Source organism: Candidatus Njordibacter sp. Uisw_058, from assembly GCF_047730065.1.
In the GTDB taxonomy this organism is placed as follows: domain Bacteria; phylum Pseudomonadota; class Gammaproteobacteria; order Pseudomonadales; family Balneatricaceae; genus Njordibacter.
Window position 1 is genome coordinate 413576 of sequence record NZ_CP159829.1, and the last position, 14332, is coordinate 427907.

Consider the following 14332-nt stretch of genomic DNA (forward strand, 5'->3'; position numbering starts at 1 on the left):
AGGGCGCGAAGTTAGAAGAGAAGGGCAAGGGCAGGTATACTAACCCGTAATTTAATTTGAAGGGGCCATTCAATGTGGCTACGAGTGATCTTATGCAGCATCAATTAATCGATGATTTTGGACGCCAAGTAAATTATGTGCGTATTTCCGTGACTGATCGCTGTGACTTTCGTTGTGTTTATTGCATGGCAGAAGAGATGACTTTTTTGCCCCGCGAAAGCATTATGAGTATTGAAGAGATTCAACTAGTTGCGCGAGCGTTTGTCGAGTTGGGAGTAAACCGTATTCGGCTCACTGGAGGTGAGCCTCTGGTCCGCAGGGGTTTAGTGGATAATTTACATCATATAGGCCGTCTTGAAGGGCTAGATGAACTGCTTATCACCACTAATGGTTCGCAGTTAGTGCGCCATGCCCAAGCCTTAAAAAAGGCGGGGGTAAAGCGCCTCAATGTCAGTCTAGACTCTTTAGATGAAGCTAAGTTCAAAGCGATGACCCGAACTGGAAAACTGCCCCAAGTCTTGCAAGGTATTAATGCAGCCATTGAAGCCGGATTTGAGCGTATAAAGCTCAATGCAGTGGTGATGCGAGGTAGTAATGATGATGAAGTGCTGGATTTAGTAGAGTTTGCTCGAGATAAAGGCATTGATATTGCTTTTATTGAAGAAATGCCACTAGGCACCATCGAAAGTCATGATCGTGCTGTTACTTATTGCTCCAGCGACGAAGTGCGTGAAATTATTGAGCAGCGCTATCCATTAACCTACAATCCTCAAAAGACAGCAGGACCATCACGCTACTACAGTATGCTTAATCATGGCACTCGGGTTGGATTTATCTCTCCTCATAGTCATAATTTTTGTGGTGATTGCAATCGGGTAAGGGTGACTGTCGAAGGGCGGTTACTGCTCTGTTTAGGTAACGAACATAGTGTTGATTTGATGCCTATACTTCGGAGCCAGCCTGGCCAGATAGAATCACTAAAACAAGCTATTATTGCAGCGATGGCGTTGAAGCCAGAAAAACACTATTTTGATTTGCATGAGAAACCGCAAATTCTCCGATTTATGAACGCCACTGGCGGATAACAAGAATAATATGACCAGTAAAATTGATCCATTTCATGATATCAGACCTTATAATGATGAAGAGGTTAGGCCTGTTATTGATGAACTGGTAACTAACAAAGAACTGTTGGACGTGCTGGGGCGCTATAAGTTTCCCCGTTTGAAGTCTGTTTTGGGCCCCTTAATAAATCCGCTGATCCAATGGGCACTCAAACGAGAGTTTAAACATGTCACAGACGTTGCCTCATGGCAAAAGATGATTGCCAAGTATATGGGGAAAATGCTCAAGCGCACGGTCTCTGAACTCACCTATAGTGGTCTTGATAAACTCAACCTAGACACAGGTTATTTATTTATCTCCAACCATCGTGATATTACCATGGACCCTGCATTAGTGAGTTATGGTTTGGATCAGCAGGGTCTCGGCACTGCGCGCGTGGCGATTGGGGACAACCTGTTACAAAAACCTTATGTCAGCGACATTATGCGCTTAAATAAAAGCTTTGTGGTTAAACGATCTGCCATTGGGTTACGGGAAAAAATGAAAGCCTATATGGACCTATCGAGCTATATTGATCAGTCGGTCCACACGGGTAACAACATATGGATAGCACAGCGCGAAGGCCGTGCTAAAGATGGGATCGATGCCACAGATGTGGCGGTGATGAAAATGCTTTACATGAGTAAAAAGAAATCAGGTCAAAGTTATGCTGACTATATTAATAGTTTGCATATAGTTCCTGTGTCTATTGCTTATGAGTTTGACCCCTGTGACCAAGCTAAAGCTTGTGAATTAGAGGCTGTAGCCAGCAGTGGTGAATATGTTAAGGCTCAATTTGAAGACATGAAGAGTATCGTTAAAGGCATCGTTGGCCATAAAGGCAAAGTGCATGTTGCTTTTGGAGAGCCGTTGGCTGGGCAGTTTAATACGCCAGAAGAAATTGCCTGCGCCATTGATACAAGTATCGCCCTAAACTATCGATTGCATGGGACTAATATGGCAGCTTATGCGATGAGTGCGGGACAGGCTCATCCTGCTAGTGATGCCTTGCGGCAGCGGTTTGCAGACCTTACGCTTAAACAGCAAGATTATGCATTGGCCATGTATGCAAACCCAGTAATGCGCCAACAACAATTTAATGCCGCAGTTGTAGGCTAAGGGTAACCCACGTTATGTCAAACTTGACTCACTTAGACAGCCAAGGTCATGCGCACATGGTCGATGTTTCTGAAAAAGACATCACGACCCGAGTTGCCCATGCTGAAGCCTTTGTGGAAATGATGCCAGAGACTTTAGCGTTGATCACCCAAGGCAAACATAAAAAAGGTGATGTTTTAGCTGTGGCCCGCATAGCAGGGATCCAAGCAGCAAAAAAGTGCAGTGACTTAATCCCCCTGTGCCATCCGCTTATGCTAACTAAGGTTGGTGTTGACTTGATTCCAGAAGTGGAACTCAATCGTGTGCGGATCAGAACCATATGCAAACTCAATGGCCGCACGGGTGTAGAAATGGAGGCATTGTGTGCCGCTTCTGTGGCCGCCCTAACCCTCTATGATATGTGCAAAGCTGTCGATCGTGGTATGACTATTAATGGCTTGAGAGTGATGGAAAAACAAGGTGGTAAAAGTGGTCATTGGCAAGCTGATCAAACTCCAGCAGGTCATGCATGATCAAAGTTCTATTTTTTGGACAACTCAAAGATCAGTTAGGTGTTGCTGGTATAGAGATCTCTATAGAGCACGAAGTAAATGTGTCACAGCTAGTTGAGAATATCATACAAGCCCACCCTCAGTGGGCCAGTGCTCTGCATAACGAAACCGTGCTAGTCGCTGTAGATCAGGTGATGGCTAAGGCTGACACTTTAGTCTCGAGGGCTGCAGAAGTGGCGTTTTTTCCACCTGTGACGGGAGGCTAAGCTTATGCTAACTTTTAGAGCTGTATTATTTTATTTGGGGTTGGGAGTCATTTCAATTGTGGCTTCAATGTTATTAGTGATGACTTCGCCGATCGTTAAGCGCCGCCTTAGATTTAAATTTGTTAGCTATTGCAATCGCACAGTGCTGCAATGGATGAAAATAACGTGTGGGGTAAGTTTTGAAATAACAGGCTTGCACAATATCCCTAAAAATCAACCCTTAGTCGTGGCTTGCAATCACCAAGGCGACTGGGAAACATTTTACCTACTCACTATGGGCTTGCCCGTGAGTACAGTGCTCAAGCGAGAATTATTATACATTCCATTTTTTGGCTGGGCCCTAGCTATGCTTAACCCTATTGCCATAGATCGTAAACGTAAAACTAATGCATTGAAACAGCTATCTCAGCAGGGGTGTGAACGTTTGAATGCGGGTATTTCTGTAGTGATATTTCCTGAAGGCACTCGCCGGCCACCAGGCTCTTTAGGCCCCTGTACCAAAGGCGCTGCCATGCTGGCCCATCAAGCGGGGGTGCCAATATTACCCATCGTACAAAATAGTGGGCGTTTATCGCCGCCCCATAAATGGATCAAGCACGCGGGCAAAGTGAATGTAAGAATTGGCCAGCCTATTAGTGCTGATGTATCGACTAAGCAGATGCATGCCCAAATGGTAGACTGGATGACAGAGAACTTAGCCCAAATTTCGTAGACTTATGGCATTGCTTTACAGCAATGCCCTCGCACTAATTTGACTAGTAGCGCATCTCAGGCATCTCACGCGCCTCAGGTATCCTATCCGTTATTACAAAGCCAGTTTACAAGGTAAAATAGTTAAGCAACATATTTGGTAAACACTAAGCTGGCGTTAGTGCCGCCAAAACCGAAACTATTAGACATGACCGTGGTTAATTCTACATCGTTTTGTTTTTCGGTTATCACGGGCATACCGTCTGCCCCTTCGTCCAAATTATCTATGTTCGCAGAGGCTGCAATAAAGCTGTTAGCTTGCATTAAAAGGCTATAAATCGCCTCTTGCACGCCTGCAGCCCCCAACGAATGGCCTGTCAATGACTTGGTTGAAGTGATTGGTGGACACTGATCAGCAAATACTGACTTCACCGCTTTAAGTTCCTGAATGTCACCTGCAGGGGTGCTGGTACCGTGGGCATTAATGTAGTCAATCGTCTTATCTGTGGTACTCATAGCTTGTTGCATGCAGCGCATTGCGCCTTCTCCAGACGGCGAGACCATGTCATAACCATCTGAGGTGGCGCCGTAGCCAACGAGCTCAGCATAGATTTTTGCACCCCTAGCCCTTGCATGCTCTAGTTCTTCTAAAACTAACATGCCACCACCACCAGAAATGACAAAACCATCACGGTTGGCATCATAAGCGCGAGAAGCTCGAGTGGGTGTTTCGTTGTACTTACTAGATAAAGCTCCCATAGCATCAAACAACACGCTTTGACTCCAGTGCAGCTCTTCACCACCACCTGCAAAAACGACATCTTGTTTATTGAGTTGGATCTGTTCCATAGCGTTACCGATACAGTGGGCGCTGGTGGAACAGGCAGAAGTAATGGAGTAGTTGCATCCCTTTATCTTAAATGGAGTTGCCAAGCAGGCGGATACAGTGCTCGCCATGGTGCGGGTAACACGGTATGGGCCTACTCGCCGCAAACCTTTGTCACGCATACCATCAGCAGCCTCTAAAACATTGGCAGTAGACGCTCCACCTGAGCCTGCAATCAATCCTGTCCGTGGGTTAGAGACCTGCTCTTCTGTTAGGCCCGCGTCAGCAATCGCTTGCTGCATCGATAAGTAGGCGTACGCCGCGGCATCACCCATAAAGCGTAGTAACTTGCGGTCAATTAAGCTAGCAAAGTCAATATCAACACTGCCCGCAATATGGCTCTTAAAGCCCATCTCTTGGTATTCAGGCTGAAAACTAATGCCTGATTTGCCTATTCTGAGAGATGCTAAAACTTCATCTTGATTGTGACCAATGCAAGATACAATTCCTAATCCGGTAACGACAACACGTCGCATAATAGACCTCGTCAATGTGCAGTTAAATAATGAACCCAAGGCATCATCAATATCTTAAAAATCATCCGTGCTAGTAAATAAACCTACGCGCAGATCTTTAGCTGTGTATATCTCTCGGCCATCGACTTCCATACTCGCATTGGCGATACCCATGACTAATTTACGCTCAATGTAGCGAGTAATATCGATGGTGTAGGTTACTTTTTTAGCCGTGGGAAGGACTTGCCCAAAAAACTTAACTTCACCACAGCCTAAAGCCCGTCCACGGCCCTTATTACCTTTCCAGCCAAGGTAAAAGCCAACAATTTGCCACATGGCGTCTAAGCCCAAGCAACCTGGCATTACTGGGTCTGTTGGGAAATGGCAATCAAAAAACCACAGGTCTGGATGGATGTCTAATTCAGCTATGATTTGCCCCTTGTCATTGCTGCCACCAGTTTCAGAAATGTGAGTAATACGATCCATCATAAGCATATTTCCAACGGGGAGGCGGGCATTGCCTAGACCAAACATGTCACCATTACCACAGGACAATAACTCGTCACGATTGAAGGAAGAAGGTCTGCTCATGATTAAATTTCCGTGTGGTAGCTTCGAGAAAGTCGCTTTGTGATCACTCATAGTCGAGTAGCAAAGGTTCAATACAGGTTACGCTGACATTATAGCATTATTAGTTTTGTCGGGTTAAGGCTAGGGTGCATAAATCCGCTAAGGAATTTTTGTAAGTCGAATCAGACAGTTCACTCAGGCATTTTAAGGCATCTTCAGTCTCTTGGGTGGCCTTTGCGTAGGTGTAATCCAACGAACCACAGCGTTGAAGGATAGACTGTATTTCTTCAAGCTGTTCACTGTTACCTTGCCTAATTGCTTTACGAATGAGTTTGCGTTCATCCTCTTGGGCATGGGCCATCGCATGAATGAGCGGCAAAGTGGGTTTCCCCTCAGCTAAGTCGTCACCCACATTTTTACCCATGCTGTTTAGATCACCAGTGTAATCCATAAGGTCGTCTATGAGTTGGAACGCAATGCCTAAGTGTCTGCCAAAGCGTCGAAGAGCCTCTGTCTGCTGATTACTAGCATGGGCTAATTGAGCACCCGTATGAGTTGCAGCCTCAAATAACATGGCTGTTTTACCAAGAATCACGTCTAGATAATCAGATTCGCTTACATCTGGATTTTTTGCATTTAGAAGTTGTAAAACTTCACCTTCAGCAATTATGTTAGTGGCGTTGGATAAGGTATCCATAACATCAAGCTGGCCAATCGAGACGAGCATCTGAAAGGCGCGTGAATACAAAAAATCTCCCACCAATACACTGGAAGAATTACCCCACTTGTTATTGGCAGTGGGTTTGCCACGTCTTAAACTCGAGGTATCGACCACATCATCATGAAGTAATGTGGCCGTATGGATGAATTCTACGACTGCAGCAAGATTGATGTGCTGGTCTTTTTCATAGCCGCAAGCTCGTGCCGCCAGTAACACCAACAATGGGCGCAAACGCTTACCACCACTTTCTATGATGTATTGGCCAATTTTTTCCACTAAAGGAACTTGGGAGCGCAGGTGCTCCACTATGGCAACATCAACTGCAGTGAAGTCGTCTTTTACGGAAGTGTATAAATCTTTAGCCTGCATAGGTGATGCGGAATCGAATATTATGGAGTCAGGTGCGACATGCTAGTGAGCTAAGGCTCAAGTGTCAAGGAAAGGTCGAACGGCAGGCGCATTACTGGGCCCGCTTTTTACATTGACTTGTGGTTACGAAGGCGGTGACTAAAAAGCCTTAAGATGCTGTCCTTTTAGACTTGTGGATGGCTCTAAGTTAGCGTAAAATTACGCCCCCTGTGACTGGTCCAACTTGCTCCCTGTCATATGGCACTTTAGAGACCCACGTGTGGGGCTTTGAATGCTATTAGCAGCAGGCCTTTTTTTAGTAGCCGGATCAGCACATATTGGAGAAGAGTATGTATGCAGTAATTGTAAGCGGTGGCAAGCAGCACCGTGTAGAAGAGGGCGAGACCCTCAAGCTAGAAAAACTCAACATTGAAGTTGGCGCAAGCGTTGACTTTGACCGTGTGCTTTTAGTAGTTAACGGTGAAGATGTTAAGATCGGTGCCCCTGTTGTTCAAGGTGCTAAGGTTTCTGCAGAGATCGTATCCCACGGTCGCGGTAAGAAAGTACGCATCATGAAATTCAAGCGTCGTAAGCACCACATGAAGCAGATGGGTCATCGTCAGTGGTTTACCGAAGTTAAGATTACTGGCATTAGTGCCTAATCGTAAGGAGATAATCCATGGCTCATAAGAAAGCAGGTGGTAGTACTCGCAACGGTCGCGATTCAGAGTCGAAACGCTTAGGCGTGAAGCGCTTTGGCGGTCAGGCTGTTGACGCGGGTAATATTCTAGTTCGTCAGCGTGGTACTCACTTCCATGCTGGTACAAATGTTGGTTGTGGTAAAGATCACACCTTGTTTGCTACAGTAACTGGCACCGTTAAGTTTGTTGTTAAAGGTCCTAAAAACCGGAAGTTCGTTACTATTGTACCGGCAGTACCGGCTTAAAGTTAAGTATCCTGAAGAGGCCTCAGGCGTCTTTAAAAAGAGCCCCGCCTAGCGGGGCTTTTTTGTGTTCAAGAAGTGCGTTTTGCCACCCCGTTAAATAGTATATAAGTGGCCATTTAAATATTACTGATCAAGGCGCGGAGCCTTTATCTCGCAGTCCAGACTGCACGGAGAATGAATGAAATTTGTTGACGAAAGTAACGTCATTGTGGAAGCGGGTAAAGGCGGTAACGGATGCTTAAGCTTTCGCCGGGAAAAGTACATTCCTCGTGGTGGGCCTGATGGTGGCGATGGTGGCGATGGTGGCAGTATTTTCGTCGTCGCCGATGAAACCCTGAACACCTTGGTTGATTATCGGTTTCAACCTCGTTATCAAGCTCAGTCTGGTGAATCAGGCAAGGGTAGTGACTGCACTGGTGGTTCTGGTGAGGACATGACCCTGACAGTGCCAGTGGGTACCACTATTGTTGATCGTGACACGGATGAAGTTTTGGCTGATTTAGCTGAAGCTGGTGATATTGTGAAAGTTGCCCAAGGGGGTTTTCACGGTCTCGGTAATACCCGTTTTAAATCGAGTGTTAATCGTGCACCCCGGCAAACATCGAACGGTTCTCCTGGAGAAAAGCGCAACCTTCGTTTTGAACTGAAGGTGTTAGCTGATGTCGGCTTGTTAGGCTTACCGAACGCGGGTAAATCTACTTTTATTCGTGCCGTTTCTGCAGCCAAACCAAAAGTTGCCAATTATCCTTTTACTACACTGACGCCTAACCTTGGGGTGGTGAGCATGCAACGCCATCGTAGTTTTGTGGTGGCCGATATACCGGGTCTGATAGAAGGTGCAGCAGAGGGTGCCGGTTTGGGTATCCAATTCTTAAAGCACTTATCTCGCACAAGCTTATTGTTACACCTAGTGGATATGGCGCCTTGGGATGATTTGACACCAGCACAATCAGCTCAAATAATCATTCGTGAACTAGAGAAGTTTAGTCCAGCCTTAGCAGATCGTGAGCGCTGGCTGGTGCTTAATAAGTTAGATTTAGTGCCAGAAGATGAGCGTCAAGAACGCTGCCAATCTGTGGTTAAAGCCTTAAATTGGAAAGGTCCAGTTTTTGAAATTGCAGCGATCAATAAGCAAGGCACATTAAAACTTGCGGGCGATATCATGGATTATATTGAAGAGCGCAATGAGCGCACTCTTGCTGATCCTGAATATGCTGCGCAAGAAGAAGAATTGAAATTGCGTTTAGAACAAGAAGCGCGTGAGCGGGTGCAGCAATTTAAGCTTGCTCGTCATCAACAACGTTTGGCGGCGCAGGGTAACCACGACCTCGATGATGATGACTATGACGATGACGACTATGACGTTGAAGTCGAGTACACCTATGACTAGTCATTCAGTTGCCGTAAGTGGCCAGCGCTGGGTGGTGAAAATCGGCAGTGCGTTGTTGACCAACGATGGTAAAGGCTTAGATAAACAGGCTATTTCAGGCTGGGTTGATCAGCTAGCTCAGTTACGTCAACAGGGTGTAGAGATTGTGCTCGTGTCTTCGGGTTCTATTGCTGAAGGCATGGTGCGTTTGGGTTGGACGCAGCGGCCAAACGAGATTCATAAGCTTCAAGCTGCAGCAGCTGTAGGGCAAATGGGGTTAGTGCAGTGTTACGAACAAAGCTTCTCACGCCATGGCATGGGCACGGCCCAGATTCTTCTGACCCATGACGATTTGACCCACCGTGAGCGTTATCTTAATGCCCGTGGTACCTTGCGCGCCCTCGTGAATCATAATGTGATCCCTGTGGTGAATGAAAATGATACGGTGGCCACGGACGAAATCCGGTTTGGTGACAACGACACTTTAGGCGCACTAGTTGCCAATCTAGTAGAAGCAGATTTGTTGATTATACTCACTGATCAAGATGGACTCTGCGACAAAGACCCTCGTCACCATGATGATGCTAAATTATTGCACCAAGTCCAAGCTGGTGACCCTGCTCTCATTGCTATGGCTAGCGGGTCTGCAGGTGCTCTAGGCAGTGGCGGCATGCTGACAAAAATACAAGCGGCGAAATTAGCTGCGCGTTCGGGAGCCAATACCATTATTGCGAATGGTCGCACTGCTGATGTACTGCAGCGCTTGCGTCAAGGTGAGTCCCTAGGAACCTTATTTGTACCTGACCAACAGCCTCTTTTAGCTCGCAAACAATGGCTTGCTGGTCACCTTAAAGCTAAGGGCGAATTACACTTAGACGAGGGGGCTGCAAAGGTACTGACTCAGCAAGGTAAAAGTTTATTGTCTGTGGGTGTGACTCTGGTTAAGGGTGACTTTACTCGAGGTGATATGGTGCTAATTTTAGACGTTCATGGTCATACTATTGCCCGTGGGCTAGTAAACTACTCGGCTGCAGAAACTCTCAAAATCATGGGTCTGGCAAGTCATTCAATTGAGCAAACTCTGGGTTACGTTGCTGAACCTGAACTTGTTCACCGGGATAATCTTGTGCTTATTTAGACTGCAGTCCAAAACTTGCCTGTCGTCGTTTTAATCTAGGGCTAACAGCAGCTAGGTGCCGCATCAGGGTCTATACTCTGGACTGTGGGCTTTTTCCTGCAGCTACTAGCAATTAGAGGCAAGTTTAATATGTGTCGTTTAGCCGCTTACGTTGGCCTTCAAATCGCCCTCGAAAACATTGTCACAGCGCCTCAACATTCCTTGTTGTTTCAAAGTAAGGACGCCTATGAATCTAAAGTGTCTACCAATGGAGATGGCTTTGGTATCGCGTGGTATGGTTCAAATCCTGAACCAGGCCTTTATCGAGATTGTTTGCCAGCCTAATCTGATGAAAATCTCTTAAGCCTTTGTCGCTTAGTGCAAGCCCCACTGTTTATTGCCCATGTGAGGGCATCCACAACAGGCAGCACTATGCGCGCCAATTGCCATCCTTTCGCTTATCAAAACTGGAACTTTGCACATAATGGTCAAATTGGTGGCTTCTATAAAATGCAACGCTCGTTAGAATCGTTGCTTTCAGATGAGCTGTATCAAGCTCGTCAGGGGACAACAGACTCAGAGCTATTATTTTTACTTTTGTTACAATTTGGCCTTTCAAAGTCGGTCGAAATGGCGTGTGGAAAGGTTATTGGCATCCTTGAACGCATGCGCACAAAAATGTCGATTAGTGAACCCCTGCGCATTGCCGCCGTTGGCGCCGATGGGTCAGATTTATTTGCCCTCAGGTATGCTTCAGATGCATACAGTCCAACACTCTATCGTTCGAGGAAATTGGATAATGGCGGCATTGCCATTGCATCAGAACCTTTAGACAATATAAGGCATAATTGGGCCCCTATTATGCCTTCTTGTTTAGTGCTAGTGAGCGCTGGTGGGGTAATTCAAGGCCTAGGGTTAAAAATTAGTTAGCCCAAACCCTAGCCCTATAGTCTGAAGCGATGTAAGTTTTTTGTTTTGATTTAGAACTGTAGTGAAGATTTTCGGTGTGTTTACTGTTTCTAACAGACACAAAAAAACCGGCCTTAGCCGGTTTTTATAAACCCAAATAATTTACAGGGCTTTGATTTTTGAACTTAAGCGGCTTTTGTGACGAGCGGCTTTGTTCATGGTAAAAATGCCTTTCGAAACACTTTTGTCCATAATAGATACGGCAGTTGTATACGCGGCTTGGGCAGCTTCTTTGTCGCCAGCTTCAATAGCAGCGATAACTTTCTTTAAGTATGTGCGTGCCATGGAGCGCAGGCTTGCGTTATGACTGCGACGTTTTTCTGCCTGGCGAGCGCGTTTCTTTGATCCAGCGGAATTGGCCACGATCTGGCTCCTATATAAATATAATAAAAAGCTTAAAATGAAGTGTTTAACACAAAACTTTTAGCAGGGTGTTTATGAGGTGCGAAATTATTCCCGTTTAGCCGTCGCTTGTCAACTTAGATTGAGTCTTTTTGTTATAAATAACAGCTCATTTTGGAGTTTTTGCGTTACCATGGGTTAAATCATCCGTAAACAGGCCAAATTAATGTAACTTTGGCCTGGAATTAATCATACATAGGGATTTATGAGTTCTTCTTCACCATCCAGCAGGCCTTCGCCGAACCTATCAAAGGACACAAAGGGTTTGCTTGGTTCTAGTCTTATTGTTGCCAGCATGACGATGTTATCCCGCATTTTGGGTTTAGCGCGTGATGTGGTCATTGCGACTATATTTGGTGCAGGTTCTCATGCAGATGCATTTTTTGTAGCCTTTAAAATCCCTAATTTCTTGCGTAGATTATTTGCTGAAGGTGCATTTAACCAAGCCTTTGTGCCCGTGCTTGCAGAATTGAGTCAACAAGACAACAAACAGTTACTGCGAGCCATGGTGAGCAAGGTGGCGGGCAGTTTGTTGATGGCATTGACTCTGATTACGCTCGTTGCTGTCGTTGCTGCGCCTGTTTTAGCCTTAGTGTTTGCACCGGGTTTTGCAGGAGATGGTAATAAGCTAGGTCTCACAGCAGACATGTTGCGCATTACTTTTCCTTACTTATTGTTGATCTCTATGACGGGTTTCTTAGGGAGTTTGTTAAACCATGCTCAACGCTTTGTTATTCCCGCACTCACTCCTGTGCTACTTAACCTTAGTTTAATAACTGCTGCTCTTTGGCTAGCTCCACAAATGCGGGTGCCAGTCATGGCTCTGGCCTGGGGTGTCATGGTGGCTGGTATTTTGCAATTAGCTTTGCAGTTGCCTTTTGTGGCGCAGTTAGGTTTGTTAGTTCGCCCTCGACTCGGCTTCACCGACAGTCGCGTGAAACAAGTGATGAAGCTGATGTTGCCAGCCATGTTTGGTGTCTCTGTGTCACAAATTAATTTGTTACTTGATACGGTGCTAGCCTCATTATTACAAACGGGTAGCGTATCTTGGTTATATTATTCAGATAGGTTGATGGAGTTGCCGCTGGGTGTATTTGGTATCGCTATTGCCACGGTAATTTTGCCTGGCCTATCGAAAAGACATGCCGCGAAATCGCCGCAAGTATTCAGTAATACGTTAGATTGGGCCTTGCGCATGGTGTTGCTGGTTGGTGTACCTGCGGCTATTGCTTTGGCGCTTTTAGCAGTTCCTTTGGTAGCTACACTGTTTCATTATGGGGCTATGGGTGAGCAAGACGTATTGCATAGCGCCGCAAGTTTGCGCGCCTATGCCCTGGGTCTGTTATTTTTTATGTTCATTAAAGTGTTAGCGCCTGGATATTTTGCACGCCAAGATATGAAAACGCCGGTGCGCATTGGTATTTGGGCTATGGCCAGTAACATGCTGTTCAACTTATTGCTGGTCTGGCAATTTGCCCACGTGGGTTTAGCGATGGCAACCTCTTTGTCAGCTTTGTTAAATGTGGTTTTACTAGGTCTGGGTTTATATAAACAAAAAATATGGCAGCCTTGTGCTGGATGGGGGCTGTTTTTAGGACGCATAATATTGTCGAGTGCAGCCTTAATGGGTGTTATTTATATGACTTATCAACCGTCACAAATATGGCTTGCATGGGGATTATGGCCGCGGGTTGAGTACCTGAGTATGATCGTGATACTTGGTGTTTTGGCTTATGCCATAGGGCTAGTGTTAGCGGGACTGCGCTGGAGTCATTTACAGGGACCAAAATAGCCAAGTAGATGATCCTCTAATAGCCATTTTCTGAGTCGCAAAATGAGTCTGGTCTGTATATAATGTTAGGCTTACTTTTTGCTGAGGTCTGTAGCCTCACATTTGACGAGTGTTTATGGAATTTATTCGTGGTCTTTACAACCTAAAGCCAAAGCATCGTGGCTGTGTGGCGACCATTGGAAATTTCGATGGTGTCCATGTCGGTCACCAACGAGTTCTGCGCCAAGTCAAGCTAAAAGCTATTTTGCAAGGCTTACCCGCAGCGGTTATTTTGTTTGAACCACAGCCATTAGAATACTTTGCCAAGGATCAGGCACCGCGTCGAATAACGCGATTAAGAGAAAAATTACGTTTACTAGAGCAATATGGTATTGATCAAGTACTGTGCCTGCGCTTTGATACTAAATTACTCAGCCTGAGCGCCCATGATTTTATTCAGCAATTATTAGTCAGTGGATTAGCTGTAAGTCACTTTGTTGTCGGGGATGACTTTCGATTTGGCCAAGGCCGCACTGGCAACTTTGCACTCTTGCAAGCACAAGGTTTGAAACACAGTTTTGATGTGGAAAATACTCAAACCTGTGAACTCGATGGTGAACGTGTATCCAGTACTCGCATTCGTAATGCCCTGGAAGTTCATGATTTAGAGGCCGTAAGACGATTTATAGGCCGTCCTTTTACGGTCACAGGCAAAGTCGCTTATGGGCAACAGTTGGGCCGTAAGTTAGGCGTGCCTACGGCTAATATTCGCTTGCAAAAACCGCGGCCTGCGTTGCAAGGTGTATACGCAACTTTGGTACACGGGTTATTAGACCAACCTGTTACTAGTGTAGCCAATATTGGTTACCGGCCCACAGTGGCTGGGGTTCAACCCCAATTAGAAGTTCACCTATTTGATTTTAGTGGTGATTTTTATGGTAAAACCATCAGTGTGGAAATTTGCCAGTTTATTCGTAGTGAACAAAAATTTGATGGACTTGCCCAACTGCAAATCCAAATAGGACTCGATATGCAAACAGCTAAAGATTTCTTTGCTGCTGCACCAAGCATCCCTTAATTGATTATTATTTAATAAGTGACCCTAAGT

The 14332-nt window shown here is 45.7% G+C and carries 17 protein-coding genes; 13 read left to right on the plus strand and 4 right to left on the minus strand.

All coding sequences use genetic code 11. The features are described 5' to 3' along the window. Positions 1 to 92: 92 nt before the first annotated feature. The 5 genes from moaA to ABXT59_RS02005 are packed head-to-tail and all read left to right on the plus strand — an operon-like array spanning position 93 to position 3692. Positions 93 to 1085, plus strand: a complete 993-nt coding sequence (gene moaA / locus ABXT59_RS01985) for a GTP 3',8-cyclase MoaA (protein ID WP_443638534.1) — start codon at positions 93 to 95, stop codon at positions 1083 to 1085. 10 nt (positions 1086 to 1095) lie between these two features. Continuing rightward, entirely contained in the window at positions 1096 to 2223 is a 1128-nt protein-coding gene (locus tag ABXT59_RS01990) for a 1-acyl-sn-glycerol-3-phosphate acyltransferase (protein WP_443637352.1), read from the plus strand. Between the two features lie 14 nt (positions 2224 to 2237). Then, positions 2238 to 2735, plus strand: a complete 498-nt coding sequence (moaC, locus tag ABXT59_RS01995; RefSeq protein WP_443637353.1) for a cyclic pyranopterin monophosphate synthase MoaC — start codon at positions 2238 to 2240, stop codon at positions 2733 to 2735. Continuing rightward, positions 2732 to 2980 carry a molybdopterin converting factor subunit 1 gene (gene moaD / locus ABXT59_RS02000; protein ID WP_443637355.1) on the plus strand — a complete coding sequence of 83 codons (249 nt, stop codon included), beginning with the start codon at positions 2732 to 2734 and terminating at the stop codon, positions 2978 to 2980. The genes moaC and moaD overlap by 4 nt, the downstream gene beginning before the upstream one ends. A 4-nt stretch (positions 2981 to 2984) precedes the next feature. After that, on the plus strand, positions 2985 to 3692 hold the full coding sequence (locus ABXT59_RS02005) for a lysophospholipid acyltransferase family protein (protein WP_443637357.1): 708 nt from the start codon (positions 2985 to 2987) through the stop codon (positions 3690 to 3692). Between the two features lie 122 nt (positions 3693 to 3814). On the opposite strand, the gene fabB is transcribed toward ABXT59_RS02005, so the two are convergent. The 3 genes from fabB to ABXT59_RS02020 all read right to left on the minus strand — a co-directional run bounded on the left by fabB (position 3815) and on the right by ABXT59_RS02020 (position 6671). Then, positions 3815 to 5032, minus strand: coding sequence for a beta-ketoacyl-ACP synthase I (gene fabB, locus ABXT59_RS02010; RefSeq protein WP_443637358.1), 1218 nt, complete (start codon positions 5030 to 5032; stop codon positions 3815 to 3817). Positions 5033 to 5086: 54 nt separating this feature from the next. After that, complete coding sequence (gene fabA / locus ABXT59_RS02015; RefSeq protein ID WP_443637360.1) at positions 5087 to 5602, minus strand: bifunctional 3-hydroxydecanoyl-ACP dehydratase/trans-2-decenoyl-ACP isomerase; 516 nt, start codon at positions 5600 to 5602, stop codon at positions 5087 to 5089. 100 nt (positions 5603 to 5702) lie between these two features. Beyond that, positions 5703 to 6671, minus strand: coding sequence for a polyprenyl synthetase family protein (locus ABXT59_RS02020; RefSeq protein WP_443637361.1), 969 nt, complete (start codon positions 6669 to 6671; stop codon positions 5703 to 5705). Positions 6672 to 7000: 329 nt separating this feature from the next. On the opposite strand from ABXT59_RS02020, the gene rplU reads away from it, so the two are divergent. The 6 genes from rplU to ABXT59_RS02050 all read left to right on the plus strand — a co-directional run bounded on the left by rplU (position 7001) and on the right by ABXT59_RS02050 (position 11012). After that, positions 7001 to 7312 carry a 50S ribosomal protein L21 gene (rplU, locus tag ABXT59_RS02025; RefSeq protein WP_443637362.1) on the plus strand — a complete coding sequence of 104 codons (312 nt, stop codon included), beginning with the start codon at positions 7001 to 7003 and terminating at the stop codon, positions 7310 to 7312. Positions 7313 to 7329: 17 nt separating this feature from the next. Beyond that, entirely contained in the window at positions 7330 to 7596 is a 267-nt protein-coding gene (gene rpmA / locus ABXT59_RS02030; RefSeq protein WP_443637364.1) for a 50S ribosomal protein L27, read from the plus strand. Positions 7597 to 7774: 178 nt separating this feature from the next. Further along, complete coding sequence (gene cgtA, locus ABXT59_RS02035; RefSeq protein ID WP_443637365.1) at positions 7775 to 8986, plus strand: Obg family GTPase CgtA; 1212 nt, start codon at positions 7775 to 7777, stop codon at positions 8984 to 8986. Next, complete coding sequence (proB, locus tag ABXT59_RS02040; RefSeq protein WP_443637367.1) at positions 8979 to 10103, plus strand: glutamate 5-kinase; 1125 nt, start codon at positions 8979 to 8981, stop codon at positions 10101 to 10103. The genes cgtA and proB overlap by 8 nt, the downstream gene beginning before the upstream one ends. 129 nt (positions 10104 to 10232) lie before the next feature. After that, entirely contained in the window at positions 10233 to 10427 is a 195-nt protein-coding gene (locus tag ABXT59_RS02045; RefSeq protein WP_443637368.1) for a hypothetical protein, read from the plus strand. Positions 10428 to 10460: 33 nt separating this feature from the next. Continuing rightward, positions 10461 to 11012, plus strand: a complete 552-nt coding sequence (locus tag ABXT59_RS02050) for a class II glutamine amidotransferase (protein ID WP_443637369.1) — start codon at positions 10461 to 10463, stop codon at positions 11010 to 11012. A 141-nt stretch (positions 11013 to 11153) separates the two neighbouring features. Here the strand turns inward: ABXT59_RS02050 and rpsT are convergent, their stop codons facing one another. Next, positions 11154 to 11414, minus strand: coding sequence for a 30S ribosomal protein S20 (gene rpsT / locus ABXT59_RS02055; RefSeq protein ID WP_443637371.1), 261 nt, complete (start codon positions 11412 to 11414; stop codon positions 11154 to 11156). Positions 11415 to 11718: 304 nt separating this feature from the next. Here rpsT and murJ point away from each other — a divergent pair, with 304 nt between their 5' ends. Both murJ and ribF read left to right on the plus strand, forming a co-directional pair. Further along, a complete protein-coding gene (murJ, locus tag ABXT59_RS02060; RefSeq protein ID WP_443637372.1) occupies positions 11719 to 13245 on the plus strand; it encodes a murein biosynthesis integral membrane protein MurJ in 1527 nt (508 codons plus the stop codon). A gap of 115 nt (positions 13246 to 13360) precedes the next feature. Then, complete coding sequence (ribF, locus tag ABXT59_RS02065; protein ID WP_443637374.1) at positions 13361 to 14302, plus strand: bifunctional riboflavin kinase/FAD synthetase; 942 nt, start codon at positions 13361 to 13363, stop codon at positions 14300 to 14302. Positions 14303 to 14332: the final 30 nt, after the last annotated feature.

Excerpts from the sequence above, each read along its gene's own strand:
- cgtA (WP_443637365.1), top strand. The coding sequence starts at position 7,775 with ATGAAATTTGTTGACGAAAGTAACGTCATTGTGGAAGCGGGTAAAGGC.
- moaC (WP_443637353.1), top strand. The coding sequence starts at position 2,238 with ATGTCAAACTTGACTCACTTAGACAGCCAAGGTCATGCGCACATGGTC.
- fabB (WP_443637358.1), bottom strand. The coding sequence starts at position 5,032 with ATGCGACGTGTTGTCGTTACCGGATTAGGAATTGTATCTTGCATTGGT.
- moaA (WP_443638534.1), top strand. The coding sequence starts at position 93 with ATGCAGCATCAATTAATCGATGATTTTGGACGCCAAGTAAATTATGTG.
- proB (WP_443637367.1), top strand. The coding sequence starts at position 8,979 with ATGACTAGTCATTCAGTTGCCGTAAGTGGCCAGCGCTGGGTGGTGAAA.
- rpmA (WP_443637364.1), top strand. The coding sequence starts at position 7,330 with ATGGCTCATAAGAAAGCAGGTGGTAGTACTCGCAACGGTCGCGATTCA.
- ABXT59_RS02005 (WP_443637357.1), top strand. The coding sequence starts at position 2,985 with ATGCTAACTTTTAGAGCTGTATTATTTTATTTGGGGTTGGGAGTCATT.
- ribF (WP_443637374.1), top strand. The coding sequence starts at position 13,361 with ATGGAATTTATTCGTGGTCTTTACAACCTAAAGCCAAAGCATCGTGGC.
- rplU (WP_443637362.1), top strand. The coding sequence starts at position 7,001 with ATGTATGCAGTAATTGTAAGCGGTGGCAAGCAGCACCGTGTAGAAGAG.
- ABXT59_RS01990 (WP_443637352.1), top strand. The coding sequence starts at position 1,096 with ATGACCAGTAAAATTGATCCATTTCATGATATCAGACCTTATAATGAT.
- fabA (WP_443637360.1), bottom strand. The coding sequence starts at position 5,602 with ATGAGCAGACCTTCTTCCTTCAATCGTGACGAGTTATTGTCCTGTGGT.
- moaD (WP_443637355.1), top strand. The coding sequence starts at position 2,732 with ATGATCAAAGTTCTATTTTTTGGACAACTCAAAGATCAGTTAGGTGTT.
- ABXT59_RS02020 (WP_443637361.1), bottom strand. The coding sequence starts at position 6,671 with ATGCAGGCTAAAGATTTATACACTTCCGTAAAAGACGACTTCACTGCA.
- ABXT59_RS02045 (WP_443637368.1), top strand. The coding sequence starts at position 10,233 with ATGTGTCGTTTAGCCGCTTACGTTGGCCTTCAAATCGCCCTCGAAAAC.